Origin of the sequence: Nostoc sp. (assembly GCF_041747015.1) — a bacterium.
GTDB lineage: Bacteria > Cyanobacteriota > Cyanobacteriia > Cyanobacteriales > Nostocaceae > Nostoc.
Genome location: NZ_JBGTFY010000070.1, coordinates 63,574 through 76,876 on the forward strand (window position 1 = coordinate 63,574; position 13,303 = coordinate 76,876).

15 protein-coding genes are annotated in these 13,303 nt (G+C 39.4%); 7 read left to right on the forward strand and 8 right to left on the reverse strand.

Going from position 1 to position 13,303, the window contains the following annotated elements; translation table 11 throughout:
* Nucleotides 1-115: 115 nt before the first annotated feature.
* A complete protein-coding gene (locus ACEW80_RS05410) occupies nucleotides 116-535 on the forward strand; it encodes a DUF4363 domain-containing protein (protein WP_373525608.1) in 420 nt (139 codons plus the stop codon).
* 79 nt (nucleotides 536-614) lie between these two features.
* On the opposite strand, the gene ACEW80_RS05415 is transcribed toward ACEW80_RS05410, so the two are convergent.
* From ACEW80_RS05415 to ACEW80_RS05425, 3 genes are all read right to left on the reverse strand, one after another.
* Entirely contained in the window at nucleotides 615-1,703 is a 1,089-nt protein-coding gene (locus tag ACEW80_RS05415; RefSeq protein ID WP_373525609.1) for an AI-2E family transporter, read from the reverse strand.
* Between the two features lie 112 nt (nucleotides 1,704-1,815).
* The gene (locus ACEW80_RS05420; protein WP_373525610.1) at nucleotides 1,816-3,249 is read right to left on the reverse strand and encodes a bifunctional orotidine-5'-phosphate decarboxylase/orotate phosphoribosyltransferase; all 1,434 of its coding nucleotides are present in this window, start codon (nucleotides 3,247-3,249) and stop codon (nucleotides 1,816-1,818) included.
* A gap of 123 nt (nucleotides 3,250-3,372) precedes the next feature.
* Nucleotides 3,373-3,972 (reverse strand): cytochrome b/b6 domain-containing protein, encoded by a 600-nt coding sequence (locus ACEW80_RS05425; RefSeq protein ID WP_373525611.1) that lies wholly within the window; start codon nucleotides 3,970-3,972, stop codon nucleotides 3,373-3,375.
* A 598-nt stretch (nucleotides 3,973-4,570) separates the two neighbouring features.
* Between ACEW80_RS05425 and ACEW80_RS05430 the strand changes: the two genes are divergently transcribed.
* Complete coding sequence (locus tag ACEW80_RS05430; RefSeq protein WP_373525612.1) at nucleotides 4,571-5,224, forward strand: hypothetical protein; 654 nt, start codon at nucleotides 4,571-4,573, stop codon at nucleotides 5,222-5,224.
* Here ACEW80_RS05430 and ACEW80_RS05435 read toward each other — a convergent pair.
* The 5 genes from ACEW80_RS05435 to ACEW80_RS05455 all read right to left on the reverse strand — a co-directional run bounded on the left by ACEW80_RS05435 (nucleotide 5,221) and on the right by ACEW80_RS05455 (nucleotide 8,463).
* Nucleotides 5,221-5,625, reverse strand: a complete 405-nt coding sequence (locus ACEW80_RS05435; RefSeq protein ID WP_373525613.1) for a DUF4112 domain-containing protein — start codon at nucleotides 5,623-5,625, stop codon at nucleotides 5,221-5,223. The two genes, ACEW80_RS05430 and ACEW80_RS05435, sit on opposite strands and share 4 nt — an antisense overlap.
* 23 nt (nucleotides 5,626-5,648) lie before the next feature.
* Nucleotides 5,649-5,777: a hypothetical protein gene (locus tag ACEW80_RS05440; RefSeq protein WP_373525614.1), complete on the reverse strand. Its 129-nt coding sequence runs from the start codon at nucleotides 5,775-5,777 to the stop codon at nucleotides 5,649-5,651.
* Nucleotides 5,778-5,816: 39 nt separating this feature from the next.
* Nucleotides 5,817-6,689 carry a phosphodiester glycosidase family protein gene (locus ACEW80_RS05445; RefSeq protein WP_373525615.1) on the reverse strand — a complete coding sequence of 291 codons (873 nt, stop codon included), beginning with the start codon at nucleotides 6,687-6,689 and terminating at the stop codon, nucleotides 5,817-5,819.
* Between the two features lie 70 nt (nucleotides 6,690-6,759).
* Nucleotides 6,760-7,641 carry an NAD(P)-dependent oxidoreductase gene (locus tag ACEW80_RS05450; protein WP_373525616.1) on the reverse strand — a complete coding sequence of 294 codons (882 nt, stop codon included), beginning with the start codon at nucleotides 7,639-7,641 and terminating at the stop codon, nucleotides 6,760-6,762.
* A 78-nt stretch (nucleotides 7,642-7,719) separates the two neighbouring features.
* On the reverse strand, nucleotides 7,720-8,463 hold the full coding sequence (locus tag ACEW80_RS05455) for a tetratricopeptide repeat protein (protein ID WP_373525617.1): 744 nt from the start codon (nucleotides 8,461-8,463) through the stop codon (nucleotides 7,720-7,722).
* 515 nt (nucleotides 8,464-8,978) lie between these two features.
* Here ACEW80_RS05455 and ACEW80_RS05460 point away from each other — a divergent pair.
* The 5 genes from ACEW80_RS05460 to ACEW80_RS05480 all read left to right on the forward strand — a co-directional run bounded on the left by ACEW80_RS05460 (nucleotide 8,979) and on the right by ACEW80_RS05480 (nucleotide 13,268).
* Complete coding sequence (locus ACEW80_RS05460) at nucleotides 8,979-9,200, forward strand: hypothetical protein (protein ID WP_373525618.1); 222 nt, start codon at nucleotides 8,979-8,981, stop codon at nucleotides 9,198-9,200.
* 36 nt (nucleotides 9,201-9,236) lie between these two features.
* Nucleotides 9,237-9,644, forward strand: coding sequence for a hypothetical protein (locus ACEW80_RS05465; protein ID WP_373525619.1), 408 nt, complete (start codon nucleotides 9,237-9,239; stop codon nucleotides 9,642-9,644).
* Between the two features lie 300 nt (nucleotides 9,645-9,944).
* On the forward strand, nucleotides 9,945-12,587 hold the full coding sequence (locus ACEW80_RS05470) for a tetratricopeptide repeat protein (protein ID WP_373525620.1): 2,643 nt from the start codon (nucleotides 9,945-9,947) through the stop codon (nucleotides 12,585-12,587).
* A gap of 50 nt (nucleotides 12,588-12,637) precedes the next feature.
* The gene (gene vap15 / locus ACEW80_RS05475) at nucleotides 12,638-12,886 is read left to right on the forward strand and encodes a type II toxin-antitoxin system VapB15 family antitoxin (RefSeq protein ID WP_373525621.1); all 249 of its coding nucleotides are present in this window, start codon (nucleotides 12,638-12,640) and stop codon (nucleotides 12,884-12,886) included.
* Nucleotides 12,852-13,268: a putative toxin-antitoxin system toxin component, PIN family gene (locus ACEW80_RS05480; protein ID WP_373525622.1), complete on the forward strand. Its 417-nt coding sequence runs from the start codon at nucleotides 12,852-12,854 to the stop codon at nucleotides 13,266-13,268. Before vap15 ends, ACEW80_RS05480 begins: the two co-directional genes overlap by 35 nt.
* Nucleotides 13,269-13,303 lie beyond the last annotated feature (35 nt).

Consider the following 13,303-nt stretch of genomic DNA (forward strand, 5'->3'; position numbering starts at 1 on the left):
ATTATTACGCAGGAATAGTTCTAGTAATTGGTATTCTTGAAGTGTCATTGATCAAATTTTAGCTTTGTAGATTACAGTACAATAATTACAACTTAATTAATCGAGGAGTTTTACCATGAAGGGTTTTAACCTAATATCGAGCGTTGTAGGTATAAGCTTGCTAGCTTTGGTAGGCTGCACTAGTCCCGAACAAGCTACCACCCCGGACATAACTCCTAATGCTAGCGTAGCATCAGCCCCAGCAACGACATCCACTACAGGTAATAGTAGTTTACTAACCATAGTATCCAAAACTAAAACCGCAGTTACATCTGGCGACTTTGTTCAAGCTAAAAAAGAATTTGACAAATTTGAAGATGCTTGGAAAGAAGTTGAGGATGGTATTAAAGCTAAATCTAGTAGTAATTATGAAACTATAGAGACAAATCTGGATGAGGTTACAGGAGAACTCAAAGCTTCTAAACCTCAAAAAGAGAAATTAATCACAGCATTGCAGTCATTAGAAAAAACTATTACTGCTGTTTCAAAAACTTAACTAATATTATATTGGTTGCAATACACAATAATTCAGATGTTGCGATCGCTAACAAGTAATCAACAACTCATTGCGATATTTATTCCTTTGACAACAATTCTGATATTGCTTCACTATCAACAGCATTATTGGAATCACCAGATTTAGAAAAACCATCTGCTGCATCTTTGATAAAACCAGCTATAGGTATCGCAATTAGCAAACCTAAGACTCCACCAACATTGGTGCCTACAAGCAAAGCAATTAACACCCATATTGGTCTAAGTCCAGTAAATTTGCCAAAAAGTCGTGGTGCGATCGCCTGATCAATTAACTGATCAATGACAACAGCTACCGCAAAAACCTTCGCTGCTAGCCAAAAATCATGTGTGGCTAATATTAAAGTTATTACAATCAGACTAATGACATCGCCAAAGGGAATTAAACTCAAAATCCCAATTGCCAAACCAAAGAGTAAACCAAACTGGACTTGAAAAGCTAAAAACAATAATGTTTCTGAAACTCCCATCAGTAAAGCCAAAGTTCCTTGACCAATCAAGTAATTTTGGAAGTTTTGCTGAATAGATTGGCTTACCTTGGGAGCAAAATTTACAGGTAACTTTTTAAATATACCCTCCCAAATTCTTGGGCCATCTAACAATAGATAAAAAGTCAGTACGACTGTAATTAATGCCTCAGAAATACTATCAATTGTATCTATAATAATGCTTAAAAGCTTATCTGAAACAAACTCTAATTCATTGGGTAATTCTTGAGTTAATCGTGTTAGCAGCTGGCTGACATTTATATTGAATTTATGTAGAGAAAACCAATCATTTAAAATCTGAAGTTTTTCTTCACTAGAATCAATCCATTGGGGAAGGACTTTAACCATCTCATTAAATTGCTCTAAAATAATGGGTACTAAAGTGATACCCAGAGCCAGCACAATTACTAATGCTAATATAAAAACTAATGCTACTGCATAGCCACGTTTAACTCCCCGCTGTTGGAGAATCGAAACAGGATAATTTAAAACGAATGCCAGCAAAGTAGCTAATACAAGAATTGTTACCACAGGTTGAAAATTTTTAACAAGCAAAAATGCTAGCCAACCATTGAGAAAGACTAGAGGAAATAGCAGCGTAAAAATTAACCATCTAAGTAGTTGATTCAGTGAAAAATTCATAATCAATTTAGAAATCAAAATTACTTCAGTTATTAGATTTAACCTGGGAATTAAATACGACCAAGTAGAATTAAATCACAAAAATCCTTCCCTACTCCTATTATTCCAATTACTAACTTTCAGCAAAAGCTACAAATTGCTCCTCACTTATTCGCCCTGCTTGATACAAAGTGTTGGTAATTTCTGAAATAGTTAAAACTGCGTGACCATGATAACCATTTTGTTGTAACCGATCTTTCACCCCTTGTTCATGGTCGATAAATACTACAATGTCGTTAACATTTAATCCTGCTGATTTCAACTTTTCTGCCCCTTCCATAACACTTTTACCGGTGATGAGAATATCATCAACCACCACAACCGTTTCGCCAGGATGAAAGTTACCTTCAATTACTCTGCGAGTTCCGTGGGCTTTCACCTCTTTACGGGGAAAAATCATCGGACAATTAAGGCGCAAAGCTAAACCAGTAGCAGTAGGCAAAGAACCGTAGGGAATACCTGCTAATCTATCAAAATTCAGGTTCTTCAAAATATTCTCATAGGCAGTGAGAACTTGATTAAAAACTTGGGGATTAGAAATAATTTTGCGTAAGTCAATGTAATAAGGAAATATCGCTCCTGATGCTTGGACAAAGCTGCCAAACATAATACAGTCAATGTCATAAAGTTGTAAAATTAAATCCTGTTGAGGATGCTCATTTAACAAACAAACATTAGAAAACCATACAGAACAAGTTGAATTTTCGTGAATAATTTCAGCTTTTATTTGATTAATTTCTGCACGTAGAGATCGGACTTCCTCAGATAGTTGTGTATTTCCCAACATATCTTGAGGAACAGGAATCAGCAAACCATCACCGTTAGCATTTAAGCCTGCTTCTAAAATTTTCTTCAGGTTTTGTCCCTGTGCCCAGATGCTACGCACCATAATAGTTCGTTCAGGAGCGATCGCTCGAATAAGTCTTAAAACTTCAGGATTTGTAGTTCCCACTTCCAAACCCAATTGTTCTGGAGTCCCCCAAGTTTTTGATTCTTTTACCACCTGTAAATAAAGGGGTGATTCCTTCGTAGGATATTGCTGTAAAGCTTCTGCACCTGGATTAGAAGTACAGCATAAAATAAACACAGCCTTATCAGGATAGACTAAAAAAGGTGCTACGTGATCTTGTCCTGTATAAGGACTGAGAGTGATTGCATCTACCTGCCATTCTGTAAACACAGTCCGGGCAAAGATAGTACTAGTATTTAAGTCGCTGTGTTTTGCATCTAAAATTACTGGGATGTGGGCTGGAATAGCTGCTAAAGTTTTGTACAGCAGTTCTAAACCTGGAATACCCAATGCTTCATAAAAACCAAGTGTCGGTTTATAAGCACAAACGAAATCGGACGTTTCAGCAATAATGAATTGTAACCACTTCTCCAAACCAGCGATAATATCTTGAGATTGATAACGCACAGGCATCATCTCTAGATTTGGATCAAGTCCTACAAACAGTAAGCTTTGATTTTGCAATATATTACCATTCAATTTATCAATAAAAATCATATTTTTCGTTTTTTAAAAAGGATAAACATCTGTATCATAGAAGTTAGGAGTACAAACGCGATTAATTGCGTCTGTACAGGAGTTAAGAATTATTCTTCCTCATCTTCCACTAAAGTTATTCGTTTACCAAAACATTGATTCTGTAAGTTGAGTGCCCCCAACTTTACGCCCTAATAGAGAGTGAATCACTGCAAAGAGAATAAACATTGGTACTGAAGCAAAGTGAACAATTCGTAGTGCTTGCCAATTGCCAAATAAATCCACAATCCAGGGAAATTGAGCAGGTTTATACATTCCTATTCCTGTAAATAACGCCAGTAGCAAGACAGGAATAATTGCTGTATAGGCAATTCGATGCCAAGCATAAATTATGCGCTGAGAATTTTTACTTTTTTGTAATGCTTTAAGGTCATTAGCACCTATAAACCGATGTCGCCAACGCCGGGTAATTAAAACGTAAATTCCATACCATAAAATATTTAACGAAAATAGCCACATTGCTGCAAAATGCCAGTGTCTACCTCCTGCAAGCCAACCTCCTAAGGTAAATATCGGAGGAATGTGCAAACCTGCACGTCCACCAAAAACAGGGTTGGCGTTGTAAATTTGTAGTCCGCTGGTGAGCATGAGAAACAGACTAATAATATTACAGGAGTGGAAAATTTTGGCTCCTATTGCTTGGGTGGGTAGCTTGCGAGTTTGAGAGGAAACGGTCGAAGTCATAAGATTTTGACTGATAAAATTTGCTGTTTATCTGTTTTAAAAATTAGCATGGAGTACTGAGAATTGGGCATAACAAGACCCGACTAAGTATAAGTGTCTATCTTAAGTAAATATACTAATCCTATTTTAGTAATGAAAATTATCGAACCGCCAACAGGAGAAACAGAAAAGTTCATAAATCATTTAGGACTCCTACAAGTAGGTCAACATAAAAATTTATCGTTGGTATAAAGCAGCAGGCAAGAGGGTTTCAACCTAGTTTATCTTTCTTTACATAGGTTGGTTTTATTGTGCCAACTGACTTAGACCTGCAAATTTGGGAGTAGTATCGCTCACCCTTATTTTCCCATTTTATGATTCAGTATTTTGGCAAAGATGTTCAAAACCTGAGCCTATTTTATTAGCCCAGATATTTGCCAACCTGACTTTTCAGTAGTACAATTGTTCTAGTAGACAACTTTGTTTTCAAATTTCCACCAACTTTACTGCGATGGTGCAGGACTCGCTTTTCTTTTAGGAAGACCCCAGTGTTATTGACTCCTAATTAAAGGCGATGGATTTGTATTGCATACCAAGAAGTTTTTATGAGGTCAGCATTATGATCACACAAGGTGTAATTACAGCCCAAGTTAAATCTAAAGCAGTTGCAAAATCAGAGTTTGAGCAATACGTCAATGCTCCCAACAGCCTTGGTATCGAAAAATTTTCTAATATATCGCTTGCTGATGTCACTAAAACAATTTTGTATCATGCCTTTTGGTTGGCCGACCAAAAAAAGAAAATTTCTTTGAAGGAGTACAGACAGCTACTTTTTGACAAGGGCTGGAGGGGTGAGGAAAAAAGGTATCTTAAGATTGCTGCTGTATTTGGGAAGTTTTCACCCCAGGATTTAGCACAAATTGAACCCTTAACTGTATATCAGCTAGCAAACAATGGTAACAAGTACAAGCCAGTAATAGAGGCTCTTCTGGACTTGAGCGCTATCACCCAAGAGGCTGTGCGTTCTCTAGTCAAAGAACAACGCACTCCCAAAGAGCCAAAACCGGAAAAACCAAGTATTTGGCGGCGGACAAAGAATGGAGGAAGATATTGCCAAATTCCACCCATTCACGAGCAGGATGAGCAAACAGGGGTAACTCTGCAAAAAATGATGGATGAGGAAGGATTAAGCGCGCAGAATATTGTGGCAGAGGCAATGTCCCTGCGACAAGCTCACAAGCAAGGGCGACTGGTACTGGTAGAACCCAGTTAAACTTGACTAGCTTGACTCTGGTAAAGTTCAGAATCAACTTTTTCGAGTTCTGGTTCAGCTGCCATTAAATGTTGCTCTAAAATTGCTAAGTTGCGAATATTGGACTTATAAAAAGCATCAAATAAATCACCCAATAAAGGCACGGTGCCAACGAAGGCTTCTAGACCAACATTGAAAATCATTTTGACTAAATCTTGGCGTGGGATACCGAAGCGGGTAGCTAAAAATATGATATAACCTGAAAACGCTGTACTGACTAAATCACCAGCTCCTGGAACTAGACCAATGATTGGGTCTAGTCCAATACGAAAACCTGTCAAAGGGATACGTATAGATGTATCCATCAGGCGGCTAAGTTTGCGGATGCGGTTGAGAGTAGCAAGGCGTTTGGCAGCGTTCATAATTTTCGATATTTGCACTACTCTTAGGTTGCACCATTTTTACTTACTCGTCTTGTACCGTTGGAAGGAATAATAATAGCGATCGCAGCTACATAAGTAATAATGCTCTGAATGGTTATCTCATAAGTTCTGGCAGCAAAGTGGTTTTGCAATTTTCTGCCCCGCCGTGAGGTGCGCTTGGATGGATAATACTAATTTTCCTGAACCAGTAAAACTGACTTTACCGGGCGCTTGATGGGATTTCCCTCCAAATCAATCTTCCCGTAAAAGGTTCTGCCATTGTAATAAAGCGAAGACGAACTCCCTCCATCCAGGTTCATCGCTTTCTGGACACCAAGGGTTTTCATCAAATCTGCCAGTGCTGGCAACGAAATACCAGAGTTATTAGGAGCCGAAGCTTTTTGAGCCACCATTACTAAGACAATGCTACCATCACGGGTAATACCTACGGCAGTTCTGGCGTTAGGTTGGTTGCTGCCAAGTGCATCTCGTTTATTAACATTATCCACAAAGCCCTCTTGTACTGAAGTGAGTTCTGGTAATAGCTGCGGACCTGCGCCTATTGCATCAACTAACTGACAACCTGCTGGCGATGACTCACTATGCAAGGCAATCGAATAGCGGATAGTTTGCCCACATCGGTAGCGGCGAAATTCTGCACGATTAAAAATTTGACCCAGGTAAGGCTTTAAGTTAGGATTGTTCACTAGCCGCTCGTTTTTTTTAGGATCAGCTACCAGCTTGCCTTGGAGGATGACATAGGATGTAGATTTTTGGTTGGCTGGGTCAAAAAAGCCTGCATTTAAGATTGCGATCGCTCGATGTTTCTGAGCAAATTCTTCTACAGTGCTTACTTTAAACGATAATGCCGGAGTTATCAAAAATCTGCTGGGAATCAATAGGATGTGAGCTACGCTTTGGGGCAAGGTACGCTCTAAGTAGCGGATGGTTTTTGGAGGTGAGGGCGTAACAGTTGGTATTGATGGTGGTAAGGAACGCATATTAAACCACAAAAGCATTCCCAAACTAACTATTGTTAAACCCAGCAGTCTAATTTTTCTCACTTTTTACCTTCAAATATAGCTGGCATATTCTTATGGATGCTAGCTTATAAGCGGGATATACAGCGTCTTGTCAAGAGCGATCGCTATTAACTAATTCTTTCACTTCTTCTCGCAAAGATAGAGGTTGATACCCCAATGCAAAAGCTTTGGAACTATCCAAAGAAACATCTACTGGTCTGGGTGCTGCCATTTTCACATCTTGTTGTCGGCAGGATTTAAGCATAGTAGCAGGGAGTTGAAATACTTCGACTAATAGCTGCCCAAAATCATAGCGAGAAATCCGCTCTTTCCCTCCTAAGTGAATACAGCCGTTAACTTTTTCTAATGCTAATAACAGTCCTTTTGCCGCAGTTGTTCCACTTACAGGTGTGCGAAATTCATCGATAAATAACTTTAGTTCTTGTTCTGCTTTTAAAGTTTGGATAAACGGCTGAATAAAACTTTTTGCCGTGGGTGTTGCTGCGCCAAACATCAACGGCATTCGGCATACTGCGGTATTCGGATATCGCTCTAGCATACCTGTTTCCGCCATAACTTTTTGCTCACCGTAAAGGTTGACAGGACATACCGGGTCTGTTTCTTGATAGGGAGCATTTAAACCATCAAAAACTAAGTCGGTTGAGGTAAAAGCACAAGGAATAAGATTATCTGCACAAAGTCCGGCTATGTTACAGGATGCTATGACGTTAATTGCGTGGGATTCTTCGGGATGGGTTTGACAAAAGTTTGGTTGTGAATGTGCAGCAGTATGAATAACTGCTGTTGGTTTTACATCACTAAATATGCTCTTTAATTCCTGAAAATTTGTCAAATTTACTTTTAAAATTTTGATGCCAGAAATCTCTAAAGGATGCGATAAATAAGTCCCATAAATTTCCCATTCTTGTTTTGCAAGCTGGCAAAGATGCCATCCTAAAAAACCACTTGCTCCGGTGATTAACAATTTTTTCATGTCTAATCTTAAACCGCTCAAGAAAAAATCCTTGCTACAGCAAGCTTATATTCTACACTGAGTGGTAGTGACAAAATACTATTGCAGCAATTCCTGAAAGCGCTTTTGACTACGCACTTTGGTAAAATCTGGATCAGTTTTTGCTAATTTCTTGTATTTATCAGGAACAAGCTTGATTGCTTTTTCTAGGTTCTCAATTGCTAATTCCAGATTGCTCTGTAAAGCATAAGAGCAAGCTTTGTTGTAATATACTTGGTGTAAATCTTGCTTGATGGCGATCGCTCTATCGTAAGATGCGATCGCATCCTTGTAGCGGTGCAGCTTTGTCAGAGCAATGCCTCGGTTAATTAAGGCTTCATATTTGTCGGGTTTGATAGCGATCGCTTTGTCGTAAGATCCAATAGCGTCTTTGTAACGTTGCAACGATGTTAAGGCGATGCCACGATTATACCAAGCTTCATCTTTATCGGGATTGATAGCGATCGCTGTATTGTAAGATGCGATCGCATCTTTGTAGCGTTGCAAAGATGTTAAGGCTATGCCACGGTTAATCCAAGCTTCAGGAGTCTCAACTTTAATGGCGATCGCTTTGTCGTATGCTTTTATTGCATATTCGTAACGTTGTCCATCTAATAAATTATTGCCTTGATCAAAGAAATCTTCTGCATTTTGCGTAGCCTTCGCTTCTATGAAAAGTTGAGTTACATTACTTTCTTGGACAAGTTGTGTAGTATTTTTTATTGATGAGTTTGCCCCACCACTACAGCCTAATGCGAAGAAAGTTATCAAGCCAGATGCAATGAAGCAGCGCTGAAAAACCATGCTTTACCTAGAAAACTTATAAGATGATGTTAAAAGTTGTTTATTTTTTCAGTATTATCAAAATACACTAGTTTTTAGCCATTAATTTACTTTTATTTTGAGAAATAACTTTGTTGGCAATGCATAAAAGCTTCTTCAACTCATGCGTACGTCACATTATCATATTAAATATACATAAAGCAATTACTTAGAGATTATCTAAGTCAAAAAAATTATTTATGTTGCTGTATAAGTAGACATCGCAAGGGTTTGGTAATTTCCTTTTTAATTAACAAGGGTGCGATCGTAGTAGTTTTTTACTAGAGAATGACGTTGTTTGCTTCATATCTCAAGCAATTGCGTGCTATCTATCGCTGGAAAGCAAGGCTAAAATTTTCTGGTAAGATATATAATTTCTTGACCCTCCGGGTTCAAAATCGCTCTTTGTTCGCGTAGCGTCTCCCTTAGGAGAGGGAAACCCTCAAGACCGCGTTTTTCACCATTATGCCGCAAGCGAAAACCAAGCTAATAGGTATATGTCGCATCGCCCTTGGCGTCTCCCTTTGGAAGAAGAGAAAAATTTGGGTCTTGTCTTGAAAAGTTCTGCGCCCGGAAACCGGGACGCACAGACTTTTCGCTGGGAACCAGGACTCCTGCCCTTGGAGGGAATGTCAGACCAAAAAAACTACGGAGTATGTCACAGTCCATTCCCGATGAATTGGGAAGCTCGGACAACAGAGGTAGGCAAGTCTGAGTAGTTCACTATACTGAGTAAACATAGACATCATAAACCAATGGATATAGCTCTACTCGTTAAAGTTCTCGCTCCCTGTCTGCCATTTCTGTTCAATATGGGTAATAAAGCCGTAGAAGGGGCATCACAGAAAGTAGGTGAGGATGTTTGGAATAAAGCCAAAGCTATTTGGGCTAAGTTACATCCGAAAGTAGAAGCTAAGGAAGCAGCGAAAGAAGCAGCAACGGATGTGGCGCAAAAGCCAGAGGATGAAGATTTACAAGCAAGTTTGCGAGTGCAACTCAAGAAGATTTTAGAAGCGGATACAGCACTTGCAGAAGAAATAGCCCAGATTTTGCAAGCATCGGTTGATAAACCCGGTGACAATATTCAGTTGAGTGCTAATGCTTACGACCAGAGTAAAGTCAATCAAATCGGGAAGATTGACGCTAATGAAGTGAGTTTTTAAACGCAGCCCTTTGTAGAGACGGCGATTTATCGCGTCTCTTGCCTTAACCAAACCATCTTGAGTGCGATCGCGCTCATTTGGTAGTACAATCTGCCAGTAACAATAGTTCTGAACATCAAGTTTCGAGTTCTGAGCACCAAGTTTCGAGTTCTGAACATCAAGCTTCGAGTTCCGAACACCAAGTTTCGAGTTCTGAACACCAAGTTTCGAGTTTTGAACACCAAGCTTCGAGTTCTGAACACCAAGTTTCAAGTTCACAACGACAACACCCAGCAAAATTTGTATTTGTGCTGAGTAACTATGGCGGAAGAACCAAACCCCAGTAACCCAAAAGTCATCAAGATGGAGGGAACTGCTCAAGATGAGAGTAAATTAACTCAAATTGGTAGTGTTGATGCAGAAAATTTTCATCTGAACGCAGGACAAGTTCAATTTCTCATTCATCTAGAAAGTGGTAGTAAGGCTGAATCGCCGGGGGTTCTCAAAGCAGGGAATCCCGGTAAAAGTTTGGCTTACTGGCAAGGAAGAACAGCAGAAATCGCCCAAGTACAGCAATGGTTAACTGATGAAAATACCTTTTTAATTGGTATAGAAGGCATTGGTGGCACAGGTAAATCGATGCTAGCTGCTAAAATTTATGAAGAAATTGCCGATTTCCCCAAGCGATTTTGGGCTGATGTCAGTAATGGGGCAGGTTTTAGCGATTTAGCCCGCCAAGTCCTCACAGAGTTTGGCTTTCCCGTTCCAGAACAAGAAGCGCAGTTAGTAGAGGCGCTAGTTAGGTGTTTACGTTCTGGGCAATTTTTACTGATTATTGACAACCTGGAGAGTTTATTACAACCTGATAGACAGTGGGGAAGTCTATTTTACGGCGATTTTTTCCAGGCTTGGGTGGAATTTGGCAGTAATAGTAAGGTGTTAGTCACCACCAGGGAAAGACCAGAATTAAAAGGCTTTGAGTGGCTACCCCTGAAAGGTTTGCAAGTAGATGAAGGGGTAGCACTGTTAACTACATTAGGGATTCGGGGAGATTTAACGCAGTTTGTGGAATTAGTAGATGGGCATCCCCTACTGTTGAGATTGGTAGCAGACTTATTAAAGGAAGAATATTCACAAGATCCCGATTTAAGCAGATTAGCAGATTTAGGCTTAGGGAATTTGCGGCAGTTGTTAACAGATCCCCAAGTGGTAGGTGTGCATCGCCAGGAAAATGTGGGAATGGTGTTGGTGTTGGATGCCAGTTTTGAGCGATTGAGTAAATTGCAAAAGGCGTTGTTGCTGAATATTAGTGTTTATCGTGGTGCGGTTGAGAGTGCCGCAGCAGTGGCTATGTTACCGGGAAGTTCAAAAACAGAGATTGAGGGAGAACTGAGAAACCTTGTTAAGCGTTCTTTGTTGTCAGAAAAGCTCAATGGTAAGCGGCGGTTTCAGTTTCAGCCAGTTGTGTTGGAGTATGCACGGTATAAGTCTGGTGATCAGACTGAGGTGCATCAACGAGCTATCAATTACTATCTTTTGAATCTTAAACAACAACCCTGGCAGACTAAAGAAGATATCAAGGAATATTTAGAACTTTTCCATCATTGGTGTCTAATCAAAAAATATGATGCGGCATTCGAGATATTAAGAACCTGCTATGTTTTTTTGAAGTTGCGGGGCTACTATACAGAGCAAGTTGATTTATGTAGACAATTAATAGAAACTTGGAAAAAAGATATTAACAGAGACAACAGGAAGTATTCAACTGCTCTCAATTATTTAGGTATTGCCTACCGTTCACTAGGAAACTACCAGCAGTCGATAAAGTTTCAACAACAGCATTTACAAATCACTAGAGAGATAGGTGATCGTAATGGGGAAGGATCTGCCTTGGGCAATTTGGGTAATGCTTACCACGCCTTGGGGCAGTTTCAGTCGGCGATAGAGTTTCACCAGCAGCATTTACAAATCGCTAGAGAGATAGGTGATCGCAATGGAGAAAGTATTGCCATAGGGAATTTGGGTAATGCTTACCACGCCTTAGGACAGTTTCAGAAAGCAGTTGAACTATACCAGCAGCATTTACAAATTGCCAGGGAGATAGGCGATCGCAATGGACAGGGCAGTACTCTAAGCAATTTGGGTAATGCTTACACATCCTTAGGGCAGTTTCATTTAGCAATAGATTTTCTCCAGCAGTCTTTGGATATAGCTAGAGAAATAGGCGATCGCAATGGACAGGGCAATTGCTTCGCAGGTTTAGGCCTTGCTTACCGATACCTGAGAGAGTTTGATTTCGCAATAGAGTTTCATCAGCAGCATTTGCAAATTGCCAAAGAGATAGGCGATCGCAATGGGGAGGGTATTGCTCTGGGCAATTTAGGCAATGATTATCAAGTTTTGGGACAGTTTGATTTCGCAATAGAGTTTCACCAGCAGCATTTGCAAATTGCCAAAGAGATAGGCGCTCATAATGGAGAGGGCAATGCGCTAGGTAATTTAGGTAATGCTTACCAAGCCTTGGGACAGTTTCATCTGGCAATAGAGTTTCATCAGCAGCATTTGCAAATCGCCAGGGAGGTAGGTGATCGCAATGGGGAAGGCATTGCTCTAGGCAATTTAGGTGCTGCTTACAACTCTGCTCTAGAATATCATCTGGCGATAGAGTTCCACCAGGAGTCCTTGACAATAGCTATAAAGATATGCGATGTCTATGGGCAAGCTAATGCCTGGCTTAATTTGGGTGGAGCATTAGAAAACCTCAATCGGGAATCAGACGCGCTGGGTGCTTATCGCAATGCCCGTGAACTATTTCAGACAATAGGAATTGATGCTAAAGTGCAATATTGCAACAATGCAATTGAACGTCTTTCTCAACCAAAACCGCCTGTAGTTTCTCGCCGTGGGTTCTGGGTGTGGTTGCGTTGGTTGTGGCGTTGGGTTCGCAGTTGGTTTCGGCGTTAAAATAAGGTGAGTAATGAACATAAATTTAAGAGAGAATAATATTTGACACTATGTTACAAAACACCTATAAACTCCCCTTGACATTTGAGCAAATTCTTACCCTAGTTAAACAACTTTCTGATTCAGAAAAATTGTTACTTAGCAAAGAGCTAGAAAAAGAAACCTTGAATAAAAAGTTAACGCAATTACTAGAAGTATTTCAAACTGAGGAATTATCTCTAGAGGAAATTACAGAGGAAGTAGAATTAGTCCGTTCTCACATTTATGCAAGAAAACAAAACAATCAAGATAATCATTGATACTAATCTTTGGATTAGCTTTCTAATTGGTAAGGAATTAAAACAACTACAAAACCTTTTACTTGAAGAAACAATTCAAGTGGTAGTTTCTGAAGAGATATTAGAAGAAATTATCTTGGTTACTCAACGTCCTAAGTTACAAAAATATTTTCCGCCTAACAAAGTCAATGAATTAATCCAAATTTTGCGGACTGTTGGTTTATTTATAAATATAATATCCGAAGTTTATGTTTGTCGGGATGCAAAAGATAATTATCTGTTAGCACTAGCAAAAGATAGCGATGCTAATTTTTTACTCACAGGTGATCAAGATTTATTAGAGATTGCAAAATTTGAACGTACTGAAATTATTACCTACCAACAATTCTTACTGAAATTATAAAAATATTGAATGATAGTATATTCAAAAAATAGCTG

What these genes read in the sequence shown, in the direction of transcription:
- ACEW80_RS05410 (WP_373525608.1), top strand. Translation starts at nt 116, where the DNA reads ATGAAGGGTTTTAACCTAATATCGAGCGTTGTAGGTATAAGCTTGCTA.
- ACEW80_RS05415 (WP_373525609.1), bottom strand. Translation starts at nt 1,703, where the DNA reads ATGAATTTTTCACTGAATCAACTACTTAGATGGTTAATTTTTACGCTG.
- ACEW80_RS05420 (WP_373525610.1), bottom strand. Translation starts at nt 3,249, where the DNA reads ATGATTTTTATTGATAAATTGAATGGTAATATATTGCAAAATCAAAGC.
- ACEW80_RS05425 (WP_373525611.1), bottom strand. Translation starts at nt 3,972, where the DNA reads ATGACTTCGACCGTTTCCTCTCAAACTCGCAAGCTACCCACCCAAGCA.
- ACEW80_RS05430 (WP_373525612.1), top strand. Translation starts at nt 4,571, where the DNA reads ATGATCACACAAGGTGTAATTACAGCCCAAGTTAAATCTAAAGCAGTT.
- ACEW80_RS05435 (WP_373525613.1), bottom strand. Translation starts at nt 5,625, where the DNA reads ATGAACGCTGCCAAACGCCTTGCTACTCTCAACCGCATCCGCAAACTT.
- ACEW80_RS05450 (WP_373525616.1), bottom strand. Translation starts at nt 7,641, where the DNA reads ATGAAAAAATTGTTAATCACCGGAGCAAGTGGTTTTTTAGGATGGCAT.
- ACEW80_RS05455 (WP_373525617.1), bottom strand. Translation starts at nt 8,463, where the DNA reads ATGGTTTTTCAGCGCTGCTTCATTGCATCTGGCTTGATAACTTTCTTC.
- ACEW80_RS05460 (WP_373525618.1), top strand. Translation starts at nt 8,979, where the DNA reads ATGTCGCATCGCCCTTGGCGTCTCCCTTTGGAAGAAGAGAAAAATTTG.
- ACEW80_RS05465 (WP_373525619.1), top strand. Translation starts at nt 9,237, where the DNA reads ATGGATATAGCTCTACTCGTTAAAGTTCTCGCTCCCTGTCTGCCATTT.
- ACEW80_RS05470 (WP_373525620.1), top strand. Translation starts at nt 9,945, where the DNA reads ATGGCGGAAGAACCAAACCCCAGTAACCCAAAAGTCATCAAGATGGAG.
- vap15 (WP_373525621.1), top strand. Translation starts at nt 12,638, where the DNA reads ATGTTACAAAACACCTATAAACTCCCCTTGACATTTGAGCAAATTCTT.
- ACEW80_RS05480 (WP_373525622.1), top strand. Translation starts at nt 12,852, where the DNA reads ATGCAAGAAAACAAAACAATCAAGATAATCATTGATACTAATCTTTGG.